This is a genomic window from Microbulbifer elongatus, assembly GCF_020524885.1.
GTDB lineage: Bacteria > Pseudomonadota > Gammaproteobacteria > Pseudomonadales > Cellvibrionaceae > Microbulbifer > Microbulbifer elongatus_A.
This window is the reverse complement of sequence record NZ_JAIVKJ010000002.1, coordinates 992332-1010192: the sequence shown is the minus strand read 5'-3', so window position 1 is coordinate 1010192 and position 17861 is coordinate 992332. Positions and strand designations below refer to the sequence as shown.

The 17861-nt window shown below is 56.2% G+C and carries 10 protein-coding genes; 9 read left to right on the top strand and 1 reads right to left on the bottom strand.

Features of this window, described 5'->3' with window-relative positions; genetic code table 11:
• Positions 1–9 precede the first annotated feature (9 nt).
• The 6 genes from LC059_RS11705 (at position 10) to LC059_RS11680 (ending at position 11447) form a co-directional block, all read left to right on the top strand.
• A complete protein-coding gene (locus tag LC059_RS11705) occupies positions 10–1305 on the top strand; it encodes an MFS transporter (protein WP_226704033.1) in 1296 nt (431 codons plus the stop codon).
• A gap of 60 nt (positions 1306–1365) precedes the next feature.
• Entirely contained in the window at positions 1366–2115 is a 750-nt protein-coding gene (locus LC059_RS11700) for an SDR family NAD(P)-dependent oxidoreductase (protein WP_226704032.1), read from the top strand.
• 64 nt (positions 2116–2179) lie between these two features.
• Positions 2180–3136 (top strand): sugar kinase, encoded by a 957-nt coding sequence (locus tag LC059_RS11695; protein WP_226704031.1) that lies wholly within the window; start codon positions 2180–2182, stop codon positions 3134–3136.
• A 426-nt stretch (positions 3137–3562) separates the two neighbouring features.
• Positions 3563–6448 carry a TonB-dependent receptor gene (locus LC059_RS11690; protein WP_226704030.1) on the top strand — a complete coding sequence of 962 codons (2886 nt, stop codon included), beginning with the start codon at positions 3563–3565 and terminating at the stop codon, positions 6446–6448.
• Between the two features lie 186 nt (positions 6449–6634).
• Positions 6635–8434: a polysaccharide lyase family 7 protein gene (locus LC059_RS11685; RefSeq protein ID WP_226704029.1), complete on the top strand. Its 1800-nt coding sequence runs from the start codon at positions 6635–6637 to the stop codon at positions 8432–8434.
• A 394-nt stretch (positions 8435–8828) separates the two neighbouring features.
• Positions 8829–11447, top strand: coding sequence for a TonB-dependent receptor (locus LC059_RS11680; protein WP_226704028.1), 2619 nt, complete (start codon positions 8829–8831; stop codon positions 11445–11447).
• Between the two features lie 78 nt (positions 11448–11525).
• Here LC059_RS11680 and LC059_RS11675 read toward each other — a convergent pair whose 3' ends face one another.
• Positions 11526–12284 (bottom strand): helix-turn-helix domain-containing protein, encoded by a 759-nt coding sequence (locus LC059_RS11675; protein ID WP_226704027.1) that lies wholly within the window; start codon positions 12282–12284, stop codon positions 11526–11528.
• A 164-nt stretch (positions 12285–12448) separates the two neighbouring features.
• On the opposite strand from LC059_RS11675, the gene LC059_RS11670 reads away from it, so the two are divergent.
• The 3 genes from LC059_RS11670 to LC059_RS11660 all read left to right on the top strand — a co-directional run bounded on the left by LC059_RS11670 (position 12449) and on the right by LC059_RS11660 (position 17834).
• Positions 12449–14503 (top strand): VIT and vWA domain-containing protein, encoded by a 2055-nt coding sequence (locus LC059_RS11670; RefSeq protein WP_226704026.1) that lies wholly within the window; start codon positions 12449–12451, stop codon positions 14501–14503.
• Positions 14504–14761: 258 nt separating this feature from the next.
• Positions 14762–15511, top strand: a complete 750-nt coding sequence (locus LC059_RS11665) for an OmpW/AlkL family protein (protein WP_226704025.1) — start codon at positions 14762–14764, stop codon at positions 15509–15511.
• The gene (locus LC059_RS11660; RefSeq protein ID WP_226704024.1) at positions 15501–17834 is read left to right on the top strand and encodes an autotransporter outer membrane beta-barrel domain-containing protein; all 2334 of its coding nucleotides are present in this window, start codon (positions 15501–15503) and stop codon (positions 17832–17834) included. Before LC059_RS11665 ends, LC059_RS11660 begins: the two co-directional genes overlap by 11 nt.
• Positions 17835–17861 lie beyond the last annotated feature (27 nt).

Sequence of the window (17861 nt, the reverse complement as noted above, 5' to 3'; positions counted from 1 at the left end):
ACAATAATAATGAAGAACTTACGCTGGACCATTGTGTCCTTGGTGGCCCTGGCCACCATTATTAACTACATCGACCGTACAGCACTGTCGGTCATGTGGCCGGGTATTGCCGATGATCTCGGCATGGACAGTCACGATTACGCCAACATCATGAGTGTATTCCTGATTGCCTACGCCATCGGTCAGGCCGTATTCGGACGGGTATTTGATGCTATCGGTACCCGCCTCGGCTTTATGTTATCGATTGTGGTCTGGTCCATCTCCATCGCGCTGCACGCGCTGGCCACCTCTGTAGCCTCGTTCAGTGTTTTCCGCACCCTGCTGGGTTTCGGTGAAGCGGGTAACTGGCCCGGTGCCACCAAGGCCAATGCGGAGTGGTTCCCGGCCAAGGAGCGCGCTCTGGCACAAGGCATCTTCGGCGCCGGCGCCTCCGCGGGCAGCATTATTGCACCACCGCTGGTGGCCTTCCTGTACGCCTTCCTCGGGTGGCAGGCCACCTTCGTTGTGGTCGCACTGCTCGGCTTTATCTGGCTGGTACCCTGGCTGATCATCTACAAGAGCGGACCTGACGCTCACCCGTGGATCACCCCGGAAGAGCGCGAACTGATTCTGTCTGGCCAGATCACTGCCGAAAAAGATGAAGATGAGTATGTCCCTACCCTGCGCGAGCTGCTGTCGCACCGCCAGAGCTGGAGTGTGATTTCTGCGCGCTTCTTTATCGAGCCGATCTGGTGGCTGTTCGTGGCCTGGCTGCCGCTGTACCTGAACGACAAGTTCGGCTTTGACGTGAAGGCAATCGGCGCGTCCGCATGGATTCCTTACTGCGGCGCCGCCGCCGGTGCCCTGTTCGGCGGCTGGCTGTCCGGCAAGCTGATGAGTAGCGGCTGGAGCGTGAACAAATCCCGTAAGTTCGCCGTACTGGTTGGCGGCTGCTGCATGTTGCCTGCGCTACTCGCCACCACCGTTGCTGCCACACCCGCCGCAGCGCTGGCCCTGATTACGGTGATCCTGTTCGGTTTCCAGGCCGCTATCAACAATATCCAGACGCTGCCTAGTGATTACTTCTCTGGCAAGAGCGTCGCCAGCCTCGCCGGTATCAGTGGCGCGGTTGGTGTGATCAGCGTTATTACCGCCATCCAGCTGGTACCGATCATCACCAGCGATGGCACTTATTACCCGCCCTTCTTCATTCTCGGCGCTTCTCTGGTGCCGCTGATGTTGATCTCTGTTCTGTTTGTTGGGGGACGTATCGCACCAGTACGTAGCAAACAGGAAAAGAAGCAACTCGCTGAGGCAGCGAGATAAACCAGACTCGAAATATCTTCGATCAAAAATCGGAACACAAAAATACAGTTAGGAGTAGATATGAAACTTCAAGGTAAAGTAGCCATCGTCAGCGGTGGGGCGCGGGATATCGGTAAAGCAGTTTCCCTGAAGCTGGCGGCGGAAGGTGCAAAGGTAGTGGTTAACTACTTCAGTAATGCGCAGACCGCGGAGGAGACCCTGGCGGAAATCAAAGCGGCGGGTGGCGAAGCCATCATCGCCAAGGGCGACATGACAAAACAAGCGGATGTCGCCAGCGTAATTGCCGCGGCACAGGAAGCTTACGGGAAAACCATCGACATCTTGGTTAACGTGGCCGGGGGCTTGGTAGAGCGCAAGACCATCGAAGAGATGGACGAGGACTTCTTCAACAAGGTTATCGCCCTGAACCTGAACAGCACCTTCCTGCTGACCAAGGCGGTTGTACCACACATGGACGGCGGCGCTATAGTGAACCTGGCATCCCAGGCTGGCCGCGACGGCGGCGGCCCCGGTGCTTCTGCCTACGCCACCTCCAAGGGTGCAGTGATGACCTTTACCCGCGCCATGGCGAAAGAACTGGGCCCGAAAAATATCCGCGTGAACTCCCTGTGCCCGGGCATGATCAGCACCACTTTCCACGACACTTTCACCAAAGATGCCGTGCGTGAAAACGTGGCCAACGCCACTCCGCTGAAGCGCGAAGGTAAGGCGCCGGAAGTTGCCGACGCAGTTGCCTACCTGGCTTCTGACGAATCGTCCTTTATTACCGGTACCAACATCGACATCAACGGTGGCCTGTTCTTCTCCTGATTCAGGAGAAAGCAGTCAGATAGCTTTTTGAGGTAGATAGGCGTAAGCCTTAGGTGAAATAGTCATGCACAAGCGCATTGCAGTCATCGGCGAATGTATGCTGGAAATGAACCTGGACAGCGATTGTCGCAGCCACCACAGTGAGCCCCGCCTGAATGCGGGACTCTCCTTTGGCGGCGACACATTGAATACCGCGCTGTATATGTCCCGGCTCGGCGCCAGCGTCGATTACGTCACTGCGCTGGGTGACGATCATTTAAGTGATTGGATGGTCCGCCAGTGGCAGGCGGAAGGCATCGGCTGCGATCTGGTAAAGCGCGAGGCGAACGCAACGCCCGGGCTTTACCTGATCGAGACCGACGCCAGCGGCGAGCGCACTTTCCATTACTGGCGAGACCGCGCGCCTGCCAAACGGCTACTGGATAGCCCACAAGCGGCAAAACACTTATTTGCCCAACTGAAGCAGTTTGATGCGGCTTACCTGTCCGGCATTTCCCTCGCCATTCTGTCGCCCTATGGACGGGAGTGCCTCTACGACTTTCTCGCGGAATTTCGGCAAAGTGGCGGGCAAGTAATATTCGATGGCAATTACCGGCCGCGGCTTTGGGGCAGTGAAACCCTGACCCGCAAAGCCTATGAACAGATGTTACGGCTTACGGATATCGCACTGCCGACGTTCGAAGACGAACAGATGCTGTTTGAAGACAAGGATACCGATGCGGCACTAGCGCGCTTTCAGGAATGGGGCGTGGGTGAAATCGTATTGAAACTGGGCGGCGATGGCTGCCTTGTGGTTCAGCAAAACCGCGACCCGCAATTGGTGCCGGCAAATAAAGTAGTGCCGATTGATACGACCGCTGCAGGCGACTCGTTTAATGCGGGTTACCTGGCCAGCCGGCTCGCCGGCAACAGCGCCGAGGATGCCGCGCGCAATGGCCACCGGCTGGCGAGCACGGTGATCCAGCACCGCGGCGCAATCATTGCACAAAGCGCCATGCCACAGGGTGCAGAAGTGGCCTGACGTGGTTCGTGATACCAATGCAAATTCAGCGGCCTGCGGGCCGCTTTTTTGTGACTGGCTTTTGCGCCGGGATGTCGCAATTTTTAACTTATAGAGGCTCTCTCAAGAAGCTCTCAAGTCATTCTCAAAAAACTCTCATGAGGCGGCCAAATCACCCCACTTTACACATCTGTCACACCAATTGGTTTGACCCCTGCGTTCGATCAAGCGATAAATCACAAACATAAAAAATTATTCAATTTTCTTATTCTCGATAAAAACACCAAAAAACATATATAAAACAATCATTTAATACAAATACTACTTAACTTATCTTACCAATATCGCTTACCAATATTATTGACAGGTTTTCTCGAACGCGTTTAACTCGCCATGCTGCGAGCTAATAAAAATAAAATCGTTCTTACAATGAGAGGAAACTGTTAGATGGATAACTATAAATTTGGCAATAATAAAAAGTTCAACAAGTTCGATAAGCAGAGCGCACTGAGAGACCTCAGCGTGTTGATGCTGTCCGCCTCCGCTGTGGCATTCACCCCAATGACTTTCGCCCAGACTGATGATGCAGTGCTGGAAGAAATTTCCGTAACGGGTATTCGTGCCAGTCTGGAAGCCGCTGCCGACGCCAAGCGCGACGACGGCCGTGTTGTCGATGCGGTAGTCGCAGAAGATATTGGTAAACTCCCCGACAACAACATCGCCGAAGCGCTGCAGCGCGTTACCGGTGTTTCCATTACCCGTGAATTCGGTGTGGGTTCTGGGGTATCCATTCGCGGTCTCACCCAGAACCGTGTGGAAGTAAACGGTCGCTCCGTTATTGGCGATGCCCGCAGCGGTATCGACTTCCAGGATTTCCCCGCTGCATTCCTGCAGAAAGTAGAAGTCGTAAAGTCCCCGACCCCGGAAATGACCGAGGGCGCCCTCGGTGGCACCATCAGCCTGAAAATGGCGCGTCCCCTGGATCTAAACGCACCACTGGCCGCGGTTTCTGTTCAGGGCGAGTACGCCGACAAAGCAGAAAACTGGGCGCCGATCATCAGCTCCGGTGTTGGCAACAACTGGGATCTGGGCGACGCAGGCACCTTCGGTGTAATCGCCTCTCTGGCCTATCAGGACCGCACCCTGCGTCGCGACGAATCCCTAGTACAGCTGCAGGTAGGTCCGGTTGAAGGCCTGGGCCCGGCGCAAAATACCCCGAGCGGCAACTATGTGTATGCCCGCGAGCACACCTACAACCCGCGTACCGAAGACCGCGAGCGCACCGCATTCAACCTGGCGTTCCAGTGGGCGCCGGCTTCCGAGCAGGGTCAGTTCTACCTGGACCTGAACGCCGTTGAGCGCGCTGGGGGACAGGAAACCTTCTCCCTGCTGCACATCCTCGACGATCCGACCATTACGGCAGATACCTACGAAGATGAAAACGGCCAGCTGCAGAACTTCATGTACGACGAAGTTCAACCGCTGATGACCACCGGCTCCAGCTTCCGCCACAGTGAATCCTTCAGCCACGCGTTTGGTGGTGAGTGGAATTTCACCGAGCAGCTGAGTGTTAAAGGTGAGTTCTCCACGGCCTCGTCCGACAGCTACATTCCGTTCTCCGAGTTCCGCTTCCGCGGTATTGATCGCTCTCTGGAAGGCCAGGGTGCGGATGGCGAAAACAAATGGCTGATCCCGGTAACTTACCGTGGTAACGACAGCGGTGCACCGGTTGTAGACTTTGCCGACGGCTATGTATTCACTGACCAGCAGAACCAGGCATTCCGCCGCTACGAAGACACCCGCGATTACATCAAGAACAACGAAGACGCTTTCCGTTTTGACCTGAAGTACGTTGAGCCATTTGGCCTGGATTGGGTAAGTGCCATCAAATCCGGTGTACGCGTAACCACACGTGACTACGAGCAGAGCCGCGAGCAGTTCCGTATCACCAACATCTTCAAAGACCTGACCGATGCGGACGGCAACCCGGATATTATCTGGATGGAAGATGTTGTGGCTCAGTTCCCAGGGGCCATGACCGATTACGACTTCACCGGCGATGCGTTTGAGCACTCCGGTCGTGCCGGCGCCTATGATCTGGCGAAATTCACCGCCTACGATGCCAAACTGCTGCAAAACCAGCAGGCAACCTTCGATATCGTCAGGCAGCTGCTCGCCGGTACCAATATGGCAATCAACGGCAGCCTGGCGGACAACCTCGAATATCAGGAAGGTGCTTACGCGGAAGTGAACGAAGATACCTCCGCTGCCTACATTCAGGCAGAGCTGGACTTCGGTGACGTGCGCGCGATTGTCGGCGGCCGCTACGTGGGTACCGACCTCAGCACCAGTGCCTATCAGGACGGTGAAATCGTTTCTGGCACCAGCAGCTACAACGATTTCCTGCCTAGCCTGAACGTTACCTGGGGCCTCACCGAAGATACCCAGCTGCGTTTTGCTGCTGCCAAGGTGATGCGCCGTGCGGACTTCAACGAGCTGAGCCCAGCTTATGCCTATCGCGATGCCTACATCGCTGCCAGCCGCGGCAACCCGGACCTGGAGCCCTACCGTGCAACGCAGTACGATATCGCCGCAGAGCACTACTGGGACAACAACATGGTTTCCGCCACCCTGTTCTTCAAGGACGTGGAATCCTTCCTGACCCGTACCTACGAGTGTGAAAACCAGCCAGAAGTTGTCAACACCCAGACCAACGTGTCTGACTACGACAAGATCTGCCTTTGGCAGGCGAATGGCATTCAGTACGCGAACGAAAACACCCCGATCTCCGAGATGGGCATCCTGACCGACTTCATCACCAACGGTGAAAACGGCAAGGTGCAGGGTCTGGAACTGGGTTACCAGCAGGCATTCGACTTCCTGCCGGGCCGCTGGTCCGGCCTGGGCATCAGTGCCAACTACACCTACGCGGACAGCGAAGACCCCGACGGCACCCCGCTGGAAGATATCTCCAAGAACACCTTCAACACTCAGCTGTACTACGAGTATGAAGGCCTGGGTATCCGCCTGGCGTACACCTACCGCGACCGCTTCCTCGACAACGAAGAAACCAAGCGGGTACTGCCACTGGGTGAACTGGTACTGGCCAATGCTTCTCAGGATGACGACCCAACTCTGGGTAACGACTACCGCGAAGCAGTGGCGCAGCTGGACCTCTCCGCCAGCTACGACGTCACCGATAACATTACCGTTATCGGCAATGTTTCCAACCTGACCGGAGAACCCACCATCAACACCGGTACCAACGGCAGCGCTTTCCAGATTATGGAAAACGACCGTCGCTTCGTACTGGGTGTACGCGCCAAGTTCTAATTCGGCGCAACGGCCGGCGGCACTCTGCCGCCGGCCAACCATTCTCAATGGGTTGTCATTTACAAACTATCAGGTGAGCCGCCGTTTTCCCGGCGCCTTTGCCGTGGGCGGTTGACTGAATAGAAACCGCAGCAGTCAGCATTCGCTGCACTCATCCACACCCTACAAAAAAATAACGAGGGTTCCATGAAAACCAAATCTTTAGCGATGAAGATCAGCTGCGCTGCATTGCTGTCAGCCTGCATGACCAGTGCCAGCGCTTCCATTCAAAACCCAGGTTTCGAGAGCAACTGGGACAGCTGGACTGACAGTGATCCGTCGGCCATTTCCAGCGTTGCACACAGCGGCAGTAAGTCCGCCAAAATCTCTGGTAGTGGCGGAAAAATGGAGCAGGATGTTTCCGTCGAAAGCAATACCAATTACCGCCTCACTGCCTATGTCCGCGGTGCCGGCACCCTGGGTGCTACTGTCAACGGCACTACTTACGATACCAGCACGAACAGCACTGACTGGCAGCAGATTTCCGTGGACTTCTATTCCGGTAGCACCAGCAGTATTACCGTATTCGGTGCCTACAATGGCAATGAAGGCCGCTTCGACAGTTTTGCGTTGCAAAACCTCGGTGCTGGCAGCTCCTCTGGCGGCTCGTCCAGTTCAGGGGGCAGCACCTGTACATCTGGTAGCAACCTCGCCATTGCCTCCGCTTCCGATGACGGTACTAACGATGGCCACGGCCCGAGCAACGTAATCGACGGCAGTCTGGCCGATACCTCGCGCTGGTCCTCCCAGGGAATAAAGTGGATCACACTGGACCTGGGCGGCACGCAAACTGTAGAGAGTGTCGACATCGCCTGGTACAAGGGTGATCAGCGGTCCAGTTTCTTTACCATCGAAACCTCCACAGACAACAGCAACTGGAACATGGTACTTTCCAATGGACAGTCCAGCGGCAATAGCGCCGACCTGGAAAGTTACGATGTTGCCGATTCGAATGCCCGCTATGTACGTATTACCGGCAATGGAAATACGTCTAACAACTGGAACAGCATCCTCGAAGTGGACGTGATCGGCTGTGGTGATGGTGGCTCAAGCTCCGGAGGCTCTTCTTCAGGTTCCAGCGGCGGTACTGGAAGCTCCAGCTCTGGCGGCAACCTTGACCCGAACCTTCCCCCTTCCGGCAACTTCGACCTGAGCGCCTGGTACCTGAGCGTACCGACCGATAACAACGGTGATGGCAAAGCGGATTCCATCAAGGAAAACGAGCTGAATGCAGGCTACGCCGACAGTACTTACTTCTATACCGCAGCCGATGGCGGCATGGTATTTCGCTGCCCGGTCGACGGTTACAAAACCTCGACCAGCACTTCCTATACCCGTACCGAGCTGCGAGAAATGCTGCGTCGCGGCGATACCAGTATTGCCACCCAGGGCGTCAACGCCAACAACTGGGTATTCGGTTCTGCGCCACAACAAGCGCGTGATGCGGCCGGTGGCGTGGATGGCGTACTGCGCGCAACCCTTGCCGTAAACCATGTAACCACCACCGGTGACAGCGGCCAGGTTGGGCGAGTGATCGTTGGCCAGATCCACGCCAACAACGACGAGCCTCTGCGCCTGTACTACCGCAAACTGCCGGGCAACAGCAAGGGTTCCGTGTATATCGCCCACGAGCCCAACGGCGGCAGCGACAGCTGGTACGAAATGATCGGCAGTCGCTCCAGTAGCGCTTCCGATCCCTCAGACGGTATCGCACTCGACGAAGTCTGGAGCTACGAAGTCAAGGTGGTCGGTAACACCCTGACCGTTACCGTCTCGCGGGCAGGCAAGGCAGATGTGGTACAGGTGGTGGACATGAGCAACAGCGGTTACGACGTGTCTGATCAGTACCAGTACTTCAAGGCCGGCGTATACAACCAGAACAACACGGGTACCGCCAGCGACTATGTCCAGGCGACCTTCTACGCATTGGAACAGTCGCACGATTAAAACGATTTACCCTGAATCGTCAGCGCGTGGTGCGGGCGGCCTTATCCCCAACTAGAGGTCTGTCTCTAAGAGGTCGCCCCGCGGAAGCTTCCCGAAGCGGTGTCTGAAAATTTCGCCGCTTCGGGCTTTTTCATTTCTTTTTGCGACACCCGACAAAAAACAGCCACAACCCCTCCCGCAATTAACATTCGCTGTGTCACCTAAATCCCACTTTTTCTGAATAGTTCATCACACTAACATAGCGACTCAAATTAAAACAAAACTCTACAAACACTCGATACACCGCAAAATTATTGCGCCAAAAAATATCCGTTGATATGTTGTTCGCGTACCTGAATGGCTGTGCCATTTCGGTCACCCAAGAATAAATAGAGCAAATGGACGAGCAATCATCATGAAAAGACTTTTTACACGCCGAAATGTTTTATCCAGCGCCATTCTCGCAGCAATGGCCACAGCGACACCGCAAGTGCTGTTTGCCGCGGAGGAGAATGCGATAGAGGAAGTCGCCGTTGTCGGTTCTCGTATTCAACGCAACGCCGAATTCGAAACCGCAACGCCGATCCAGGTGATGGACCGGGAAGCCATAGAGAAGGCGGGCTATACCAACCTGCAGCAGATGTTTGAAAAGAATCCTGCGGCTGGTAACGGTACATTTTCCACCCGCGGAAATAACCAGGATTCCACCGCCAACGGCGCCGCGGCGGTTAGCCTGCGCGGCATGGGTGCCGATGCCACTCTGGTTCTGGTGAACGGTAAGCGCGTGGCCATCAGCGCCTTTGCCGAAAGTATCACAACGAATTTTGTCGACATTAATACTATCCCCGTCGCCGCAGTCGAGCGGGTCGAAATTTTGAAGGACGGCGCCTCGGCCATTTACGGTTCCGACGCCGTTGCCGGTGTGGTCAATCTGGTGCTGCGCAAGGATTTTGAGGGGACGGAAATAGCCGTGGATTACGGCGGCGCCGATGGCTACGACGAACAGTCGGTATCCGCGGTCTGGGGAGTAAATGGGGAAGACTCCAACCTCACCGTGATTTTTGATCACCACACCAATTCCACCCTCGCCAGTGTCGAGCGAAAGGGCCTGGATACTGCCGATCAATCCTTCCGCGGCGGTATGGATTTTCGCTCTTCACGCGGCTATCCCGGCCGCTTTATTGTCGATGGCGAAACCACCATTGACCCCAACTGCCCCGATGGCAATGCGTTCGGCCAGACCTGCGTATACGACTACGGCCCCTGGACACTGCTCACCCCTGAATCCGAGCGCACCGGTGTACTGATGCTGGGTCACGCCCAGCTGACGGACAACCTGGAGTTCTTCAGTGAACTGGCGGTGCAGCACAATACTTCGATCGCACAGGGAGCGCCGACGCCACTGGATGAAGATGCCGGACTGACCGTTCCCATCGATCATCCGAACAATCCCTTTGTGGGGGCCAGCAGTGTCAACGTCGGTCGCTACCGAACTGTCGACGCCGGCGCGCGGCAATGGGACATTGAAACCGATAACCTGCGCGGTGTTTTTGGCCTGCGCGGCAGTATTGCCGATTGGGACTGGGAAGCGTCCGTACAGCGTTCACGCAGCGAGTCCACCCAGAGCGGCGACCGCTCCCAAGGCTGGGTGCGCACGGATCTGCTGCAACAGGAAATTGATGCCGGCCGCTACAATCCATTTGGCGGTGTGCAGAACCCACAATCGGTTATCGATGCCTTTACCACCAGCCTGGTGCGACAGGGCAAGTCCGAGCTGCGCAGCGTAGACTTCACCATCAACGGCACACTGTTTGATACCAGCAATGGTGCTATCGCCATGGCCGCGGGTCTGGAACACCGTGAGGAGAAGGCTTCAGATATTCCCGATGACCAGTTCCAGCGCGGCCTGATCTTCGGTACCGAATCGGTTTCTGCTTCTGCCAGCCGCGACATCAGTTCGGCATTTGTGGAATTTGCCATTCCCCTGCCCGCCGATCTGGACCTGACACTGGCCGGCCGTTTTGACGACTACAGTGACTTTGGCAGCACCACAAACCCCATGGCCAATCTTCTGTGGACCGCCAGTGAACAGCTGTCACTACGCGCATCCTGGGGCACCGGGTTCCGCGCGCCCTCTCTGGCGCAGATAGGCCTGGGACCATCTGAGGAGTCGCTGTTTTTCACCGATACCTACGGTTGTGCAATCAATGACGCCTATTGCGCCAGCACCGACTACAACATCGTGTTTTCCGGCAACCCGGACCTTGAAGCCGAGGAATCCGAGTCGATCAACCTGGGGGCCGTGATCAAGCCAATCGACAATATGCAACTGTCGGTGGATGTATGGAGCATTACCCAGGAAGGCAAGATCGACGAGGTCCCCTTCGGCTACCTGTACAGTGCCTTCTGTAGTGACCAGAACAGCACCGTGTGTGTGCGTTCGGCTCCCCTGCCAGGCGAATCCCTCGGCTCTCTGCAGTCCATCAACAGCGGCTTTATCAATATCGGTGAACAGACCGTTTCGGGTATCGACCTGAGCATGGTGTACTCCGCACTTACCGTGGCGGGCGGCGACCTGGGTTTGCGACTGGATTATTCTTATCTGACCGAATTTGAGCGCGTGGAACTGGACTCCTCCGGAGACAATTTCCTGAAACGGGACCTGGCCGGCGAGTATGAATATCCGGAGCACCGCTGGGCAGCATCCGCGGACTGGGCCCGCGATACTTTCGCCTTCACTGTCGGGCTGAATTACATCGGCGAGTTCGAGGACACCCCGGATATCGACTTCGATGGCACTCAGGATTACGACACCAACCGCTCCCGCATTGTCGATTCCTTTATGACACTGAACCTGCAGGCCCGCTACACCGGGTTTGAGAACATGGTTCTGAGTCTCGGTGCCGATAACGCACTCGACGAAGAGCCACCATTCGCCATCGGCGACGGTGATTCAGACCTCTACGGCTATGTATCCAGCCAGCACGACCCTCGCGGCCGCTTTGTGTATGGCAAGATGACCTATAGCTTTTAACCGCTAAGGTTTACCGCAAAACGAAAAGGGAAGGCTCTGGCCTTCCCTTTTCTATATCTCCCTGCTGAATTGGCAGCGCTATTGGGGAAACACTTTTTCCTTATCCTTACGCCGCAAGCGGCTGAAATGTTTAAGCTCCCAGGGCCGCAGCGCGACCATCAAACTGGAGCCGAAACGCTCCTCCAGCGCCAGGCTGGTATCCATGTCATGCAGTTCATGGAACTGCTCCATCAGCCGGTCTATCTTTTTCATCAGTTCCGCATTGGCGGTGCGGGATAACATGCCGGTACGGAAAATCATTTTTTCACCCGGGCCCGCGAAGTCGGACGTGAGAAAGTCCGGCTGCACTTCCTGCCGGAAAAAGCGCTGTATCGGCCCATTGGGCAGCCAGTGAAATTCCTTGGCGACAATCAACCGGTAGCGGTTGAGGGGCAGCAGCTCAATCAGTTTCAACCGGTCGAGCCTCACCAGCAGCCGGATGCACTCCGGCTCACTCAGTTCATAGGTCTGCAGAATCTGCTCCACCGTCCACTGGTTGATAACGCACACGGTAACCAATAACAGGTGCGGATCACCGGCGACCTCGCGCTCCTGCTCCTCCGTCAGTGTCGTAATGCCGCGGCGGGCTTCTGCGGTTTTGCGTACCAGCTCGGAGAAATCCATGCCGGCGATTTCACACAGAGTCTCCAGCCGCGCAATCGAAAGGGTATCGCCGCTGAGGAGGCGCTTGATGCTGCTTTCCGACAACTGCAGTCGGTTGGCGACCTCGGCGTAGGTTATCCCCCTCGCCTTCAGCGCGCGCTTGAGAGTATTCATCAGTGCCTGTGTCTGGCTCATTTCACCACCAAGGTATCAATATTCAGTACTTTTGGAGTCATATCTCGAGACTTTACCGTTTCTAGGTGAATATTGTGAGCCCCTACCGCTAAATACTCCGGTGCCCGGGGCTATCCCGGCACATTTTTCTTTTCAGCCCCCGATGGCATCCGGAGGAACCGACAATGCAACGTATTTGGCAGAAACCCATCCACTGGCTCATCTGTCTGGTTTTGGGGGCACTCGCACCTCAACTGGCCGCTGCCGCAGGCCTACTGACACCCGCCGATGGCTCGCTACCCGCACTGGAGATCAAGGAACACCACGTGAATGTGGTGATCGAGGACGGCTACGCGATTACGGAAGTCGACCAGACCTTTTTTAACCCCAATGATCGCGCACTCGAAGCGGTATACAGCTTTCCCGTACCTGAAAAGGCATCCGTCGGCGAGTTCACCTACTGGATCGACGGCAAGCCGGTAACCGGCGAAGTACTGCCAAAACAGCAGGCCCGTGCCCTGTACGAGCAGGAAAAATCCCAGGGTAGAAGAACCGCGCTCACGGAGCAGGATGAATACCGCACCTTCGACAGCCGGGTCTATCCGGTACAACCCAATGACGCGGTGCGTATCCGCCTGGTGTATATCCAGCCGGTACACGCTGACCTCGGTATCGGGCGCTATGTATACCCGCTGGAAGAAGGTGGGGTAGACGAGGAGCGTATGGCGTTCTTTACTTACCAGGCCCATGTGCAGGAGGCCTTCAGCTTCAACCTCAGCATGCGCTCTTCCTACCCCATCGACCAGTTCCTGTTGCCGGCACATCCACAAGCGCAGATACAGCAGCAAACCGGACAGGAGTGGAAAGCCTCTTTCGCGAATACTGCGGGGAATGCCGCCATCGCCGACGAAGAGGGACAGTCACTGCCGGCCGCGCCAACAACGGGCAGCGCATTTACTCTCGATAAAGACATCGTTGTTTACTGGCGTCACCAGCAGGGGTTGCCCGGCGCGGTAGACATGGTGACCTATCGACCCGAAGGCAGTGACCGCGGCACCTTCATGCTGACGCTCACGCCAGGGGATGACTTGGGCCCGGCTACCCAGGGCCGGGACTGGACGTTTGTGCTGGATATGTCTGGCTCTATGGCCGGGAAATATCACAGTCTGGCCGAAGGGGTTCGCAAAGGCCTGAACAAGCTGCCTCCCACAGACCGCTTCCGTATGGTGCTGTTCAATAACGGTGCGCAGGATCTCACCGGCGGTTACGTCCCGGTTAGCGGTGCCAACGTGAATCACTACCTGCAGCAGCTGGAGTCCCTACAACCGAGCGGCGGCACCAACCTGTTCGCCGGCCTCAAGATGGCCTATGAGCATCTCGATGCCGACCGCCCAAGCGCCGTGATTCTGGTAACTGACGGTGTGGCCAATGTCGGGGTGACCGCAAAGAAGGCTTTCCTGAAGTTACTGGAACAACACGACATCCGCCTGTTCACCTTTGTCATGGGTAACAGCGCCAACCGGCCACTGCTGGATGGCATGGCCCGTGTATCCAACGGCTTTGCCATGGCTATCTCCAACAGCGACGATATTTCCGGGCGGCTGGTGCAGGCGGCGGACAAGTTACAACATGAGTCCTACCGCGATATCGACATCAAAATATCCGGCGTGAAGGTTCGCGACATTACGCCGCAGCGTATCGGCTCACTGTACCGCGGACAGCAACTGATCGTGTTTGGACACTACTGGGGCGACGGCGCGGCAAAGCTCACCATCGACGGCAAGGTCTCCGCGCGCGACGTGCGCTACACGTCAGACTTGCAGTTCCCCGCCACGGATGTCCGCAATCCCGAGCTGGAACGACTCTGGGCTTATGCGACCATCGAAGACATCCAGAACAAAATGGATTACCTGGGGCACGACGCCGACAGCGAGGACGCTATTGTGGACCTCGCGGTAGAAAACGGACTGGTGACACCCTACACGTCGCTGGTAGTCGTGGAGGAACAAGTGTTTGAACAGCAGGGTATCAAACGCAATAACAAGGCAAGAGTCGAACGCGAGCGTGCCGCACGTCAGAGCCGCAACTCGGCGCCCGTACAGGATCATCGACAGGACACTGCGCAGCCAGCCTTCAACGGTAACCGCTCTTACCCCAGCAGCAGCGGCGGCTCTACCGGTCCAGTGGTGATGTTACTGCTGCTGATCATTGTTCTGCTGCGGTTCAAGCGCCGCTGGTAAGCCCGCTATTCGTATGGCGTGAAATACTAATGGGCCTTTCCGGGCCCATTTTTTTAGGGAAAAACCAACGGTGATTGCGCGGTCAGTATTTAACCTGCAATGCGCGCACCCCATGCTACTTTTACTGATGTTTCTGATTTTCCCCGGCAGTTCCAATTTCAATAATTGCCGCGCCATCACAAGGCTTTTGACACGCCAATCGAGTTTAAAAGGATAAGCAGTATCGCGGCGGTCAATCGAAGTTAAATGGAGTTAACGATGAAAAAGCTCGGGCTGGCCGCAATCCTGGCACTTCTGTTCCCTGTATTAGCAAGTGCGCAGATTCCTGTTTCCGATGTAGATCTCAAACGGTTTTACCTGCGCCTGGGCGCGAGCTTTGTCTATCCGGATGATGAGGCGACTTCGCTAAAGGAATACGTACTCCAAGACTGGGACCTCTACCAGACAAAGTGGGATATCGAGGACGATACAACCTGGAATATTTCCGGCGTTTGGCGGCCGCTACCTTATCTGGGGCTGGAAATGATGTATGTCGGCGGGTCTGACCACTCACTGCGACTGGAGAATTTCCGCGCCTACCCGGGGCGCGACAATATTTACTTCGGCCGATTTACCATGTCCTCGGCCAACCTGTTCGTCAACTGGTATATGAATGACCTGGTTTGCCTGGGACAGCCCTACCTGGGAATTGGCGTCAACTACACGGACTTTTACGACGACGACCTCAACCCCGAGTTCCAGCGCTACCTGATGGAAAAGGGCATGACGAACCAGCTGGCAAAATATGGCATGGGCCACTCCTGGGGTGCCAGCGCGCAACTGGGTATCGACTGGCGTCTGGGACGCGGCATGGCCAGCTCCTGGATGATCAACGCCGCCGTAATGTACACCGATGCAGAAACAGACGGTGTTGTGACTTACCCAACCAATCCCGGCTACGACCGTCTGTATGCGGACTTTGAGACCGACCCTTGGACACTGAATCTGGGCATCACCTATGAATTCTGATAACCGCCGTTACGCCGGTTATCTCGTCGGTGTACTTTTTTGTGCGGGGATGAGTTTGCTCCCGACGGACACACGCGCAGAATGCACGCCCAGCAACACCGGAACCGCCGGCCCAGACCAAATCCTGTGCGACGAGGATAATGATGCCGCCGGCGCGGATGTGAATACGTTTGCCGGCGACGACACCCTCGATCTAAATGGCGGCACCATCGGTACCGTGGATGCGGGCAGCGGTAATGATCAGGTCAATATCAATGGCGCCGTGATCGAAACCAACCTGTTCACTGGTGATGGCAACGACACCGTGATCATGGACATTCGGGATTCCGAGATCGGCGGCTTTTTGGGGGGAGGGCTGGATACCGGAAGTGGCGATGATCACATCGAGGTGTACGATGGGGTAATTTTTAATTTGCACGCCGGTGACGGTAATGACTACATGCTGCTCGACGGCGGCTTTATTTTCCAAACGCTGGATATGGGCAGTGGTGACGACACCCTGTACTTCGATGAGGGAATTCTCAATCACTTCATCGGCGGTGACGGCTCCGACTATTTGGAAATCGATGCTTTTGCCTACGAAGGAGAGGCCATCCTCGACGGTGGTGACGACGTTACCGGAGACGATGGCTTTATTGACACCGTGCGTTTCAAGCTGGATCACCTGATCGACGGTGGCAACCTGATCAATTGGGAAAACATCATCATCAACGGCAGCTCCAAGCTGCGTCTGTCCAATACCCTGGTAGTCGGGGGCGGCACTAGCGGGGACCAGCAACTGGGCCTGGATATTCGCTTCGGCGGCATACTGGAACCCCAGGACGCGGACTTTTCCATCGCCGGTGATGTACACAATGCAGGGACCCTTTGGCTGGAAGACGGCAGGTTCAATCAACTGAACATTATCCCTCACGAAAGTGGCCGCTTCGGTAACTACAACGGTCGCGATGGGCGACTTTGGATGGACTCACGCCTGGCTGGCGACAACGCACCCAGTGACCTGTTCAATGTGTTGGGTGATGTCAGCGGCCGCACATCGGTGCGCATTTTCAACCTGGGTGGCGATGGTGCGCTGACCACCGGCAATGGCATCCCGATCATTCGGGTGCAGGGCAACAATCCGCGTAACGCCTTCACGCTCGACCCACACTACATTGGGTTCGATGGGCGGCCAGCGATCGTGGGCGGCGCTTACGGTTACACCCTGCACCGGGGTGCCCTCGACGACCCGGACGACGGTTACTGGTATCTGCGCTCCACCATTGCTGATCCGTTTAGCGGCAGTGACGAACTGGTTGCCCGCTGGCAGCCGGGTGCTGTGCTCTACGAAACCTACCCCCAGGCAATTCGCCGCATGAACGCCCCCACCACCCTGCGCAAGCGGGTGGGCAATCGCTTCTGGGCGGCAACCAGCTATAAAGATCGCGGCATATGCTGTTACGGCAACGCCGTGGAACGCACCATCGATGGCGGCGGCCTGTGGATGCGCGTGAACTCGGTTTACAACGAAAACGCCCCGGAGCATTCCACTACGACCGCCGAGTGGCAGCAGGATTTCGGGCAAGTGCAAATAGGCTCCGACTTTTCCTTTGATCCAGCCGTTTACCGCGGTCGCTTGATGCTCGGGATATTTGCCCAGTACGCCTACGGCAGCACCGAGCTGGACAGTTTTTTCGGGCAGGGCGATATCGACACCGAAAGTTATGGCGTTGGCACCACCTTTACCTGGTACGGTAGCCAGGGCAGCTATGCGGATGTGCAAGCACAGTTCAACTGGTTTGACTCGGATCTCTACTCCAGAGAGTTGTGGTACCTGGATACCGGAAACGATGCGATTGGCTTCAATTTTTCCGTGGAGGGCGGGCACAGTTTCAAACTCTGTGATTTCTACTCGCTAACACCACAGGTACAGCTCGTTTATACCGCAGAAGATATCGATGACAACTTCGATCCCTACGGTGCCTACCTGATCGACACCGACAACGAAGGTGGCTATGCGCGATTTGGGCTGGCCTTCGAGCAACGCGTCAGCCAACGCGTCAACCGCAATATGTACGGCAACCTGTTGCTCGAGCGGATTGGTCTCTACGCCATTGCAAATGCCTACTACCACTACAAGGATGAAACCGAAGTAAATGTTTCGGGCACTTACCTGTTCCAGGAGAGAGATGACTGGTGGGGGGAAGTGGGCATCGGCTTCACCTACGACCAGTGCGGCGACCGCTGCTCGGTATACGGCGAAGTCGACTACGCCAGCAGCCTGGAAAACTTTGGCGATAGCGACAGCGTTCAGCTTACGTTTGGATTTCGCTACAAGTGGTAGGGCATTTCCGGGAAAGGTGAACTTCCC

Coding starts and splice junctions, on each gene's coding strand:
- LC059_RS11690 (WP_226704030.1), top strand. CDS start 3,563: ATGGATAACTATAAATTTGGCAATAATAAAAAGTTCAACAAGTTCGAT.
- LC059_RS11700 (WP_226704032.1), top strand. CDS start 1,366: ATGAAACTTCAAGGTAAAGTAGCCATCGTCAGCGGTGGGGCGCGGGAT.
- LC059_RS11670 (WP_226704026.1), top strand. CDS start 12,449: ATGCAACGTATTTGGCAGAAACCCATCCACTGGCTCATCTGTCTGGTT.
- LC059_RS11680 (WP_226704028.1), top strand. CDS start 8,829: ATGAAAAGACTTTTTACACGCCGAAATGTTTTATCCAGCGCCATTCTC.
- LC059_RS11685 (WP_226704029.1), top strand. CDS start 6,635: ATGAAAACCAAATCTTTAGCGATGAAGATCAGCTGCGCTGCATTGCTG.
- LC059_RS11660 (WP_226704024.1), top strand. CDS start 15,501: ATGAATTCTGATAACCGCCGTTACGCCGGTTATCTCGTCGGTGTACTT.
- LC059_RS11695 (WP_226704031.1), top strand. CDS start 2,180: ATGCACAAGCGCATTGCAGTCATCGGCGAATGTATGCTGGAAATGAAC.
- LC059_RS11705 (WP_226704033.1), top strand. CDS start 10: ATGAAGAACTTACGCTGGACCATTGTGTCCTTGGTGGCCCTGGCCACC.
- LC059_RS11675 (WP_226704027.1), bottom strand. CDS start 12,284: ATGAGCCAGACACAGGCACTGATGAATACTCTCAAGCGCGCGCTGAAG.
- LC059_RS11665 (WP_226704025.1), top strand. CDS start 14,762: ATGAAAAAGCTCGGGCTGGCCGCAATCCTGGCACTTCTGTTCCCTGTA.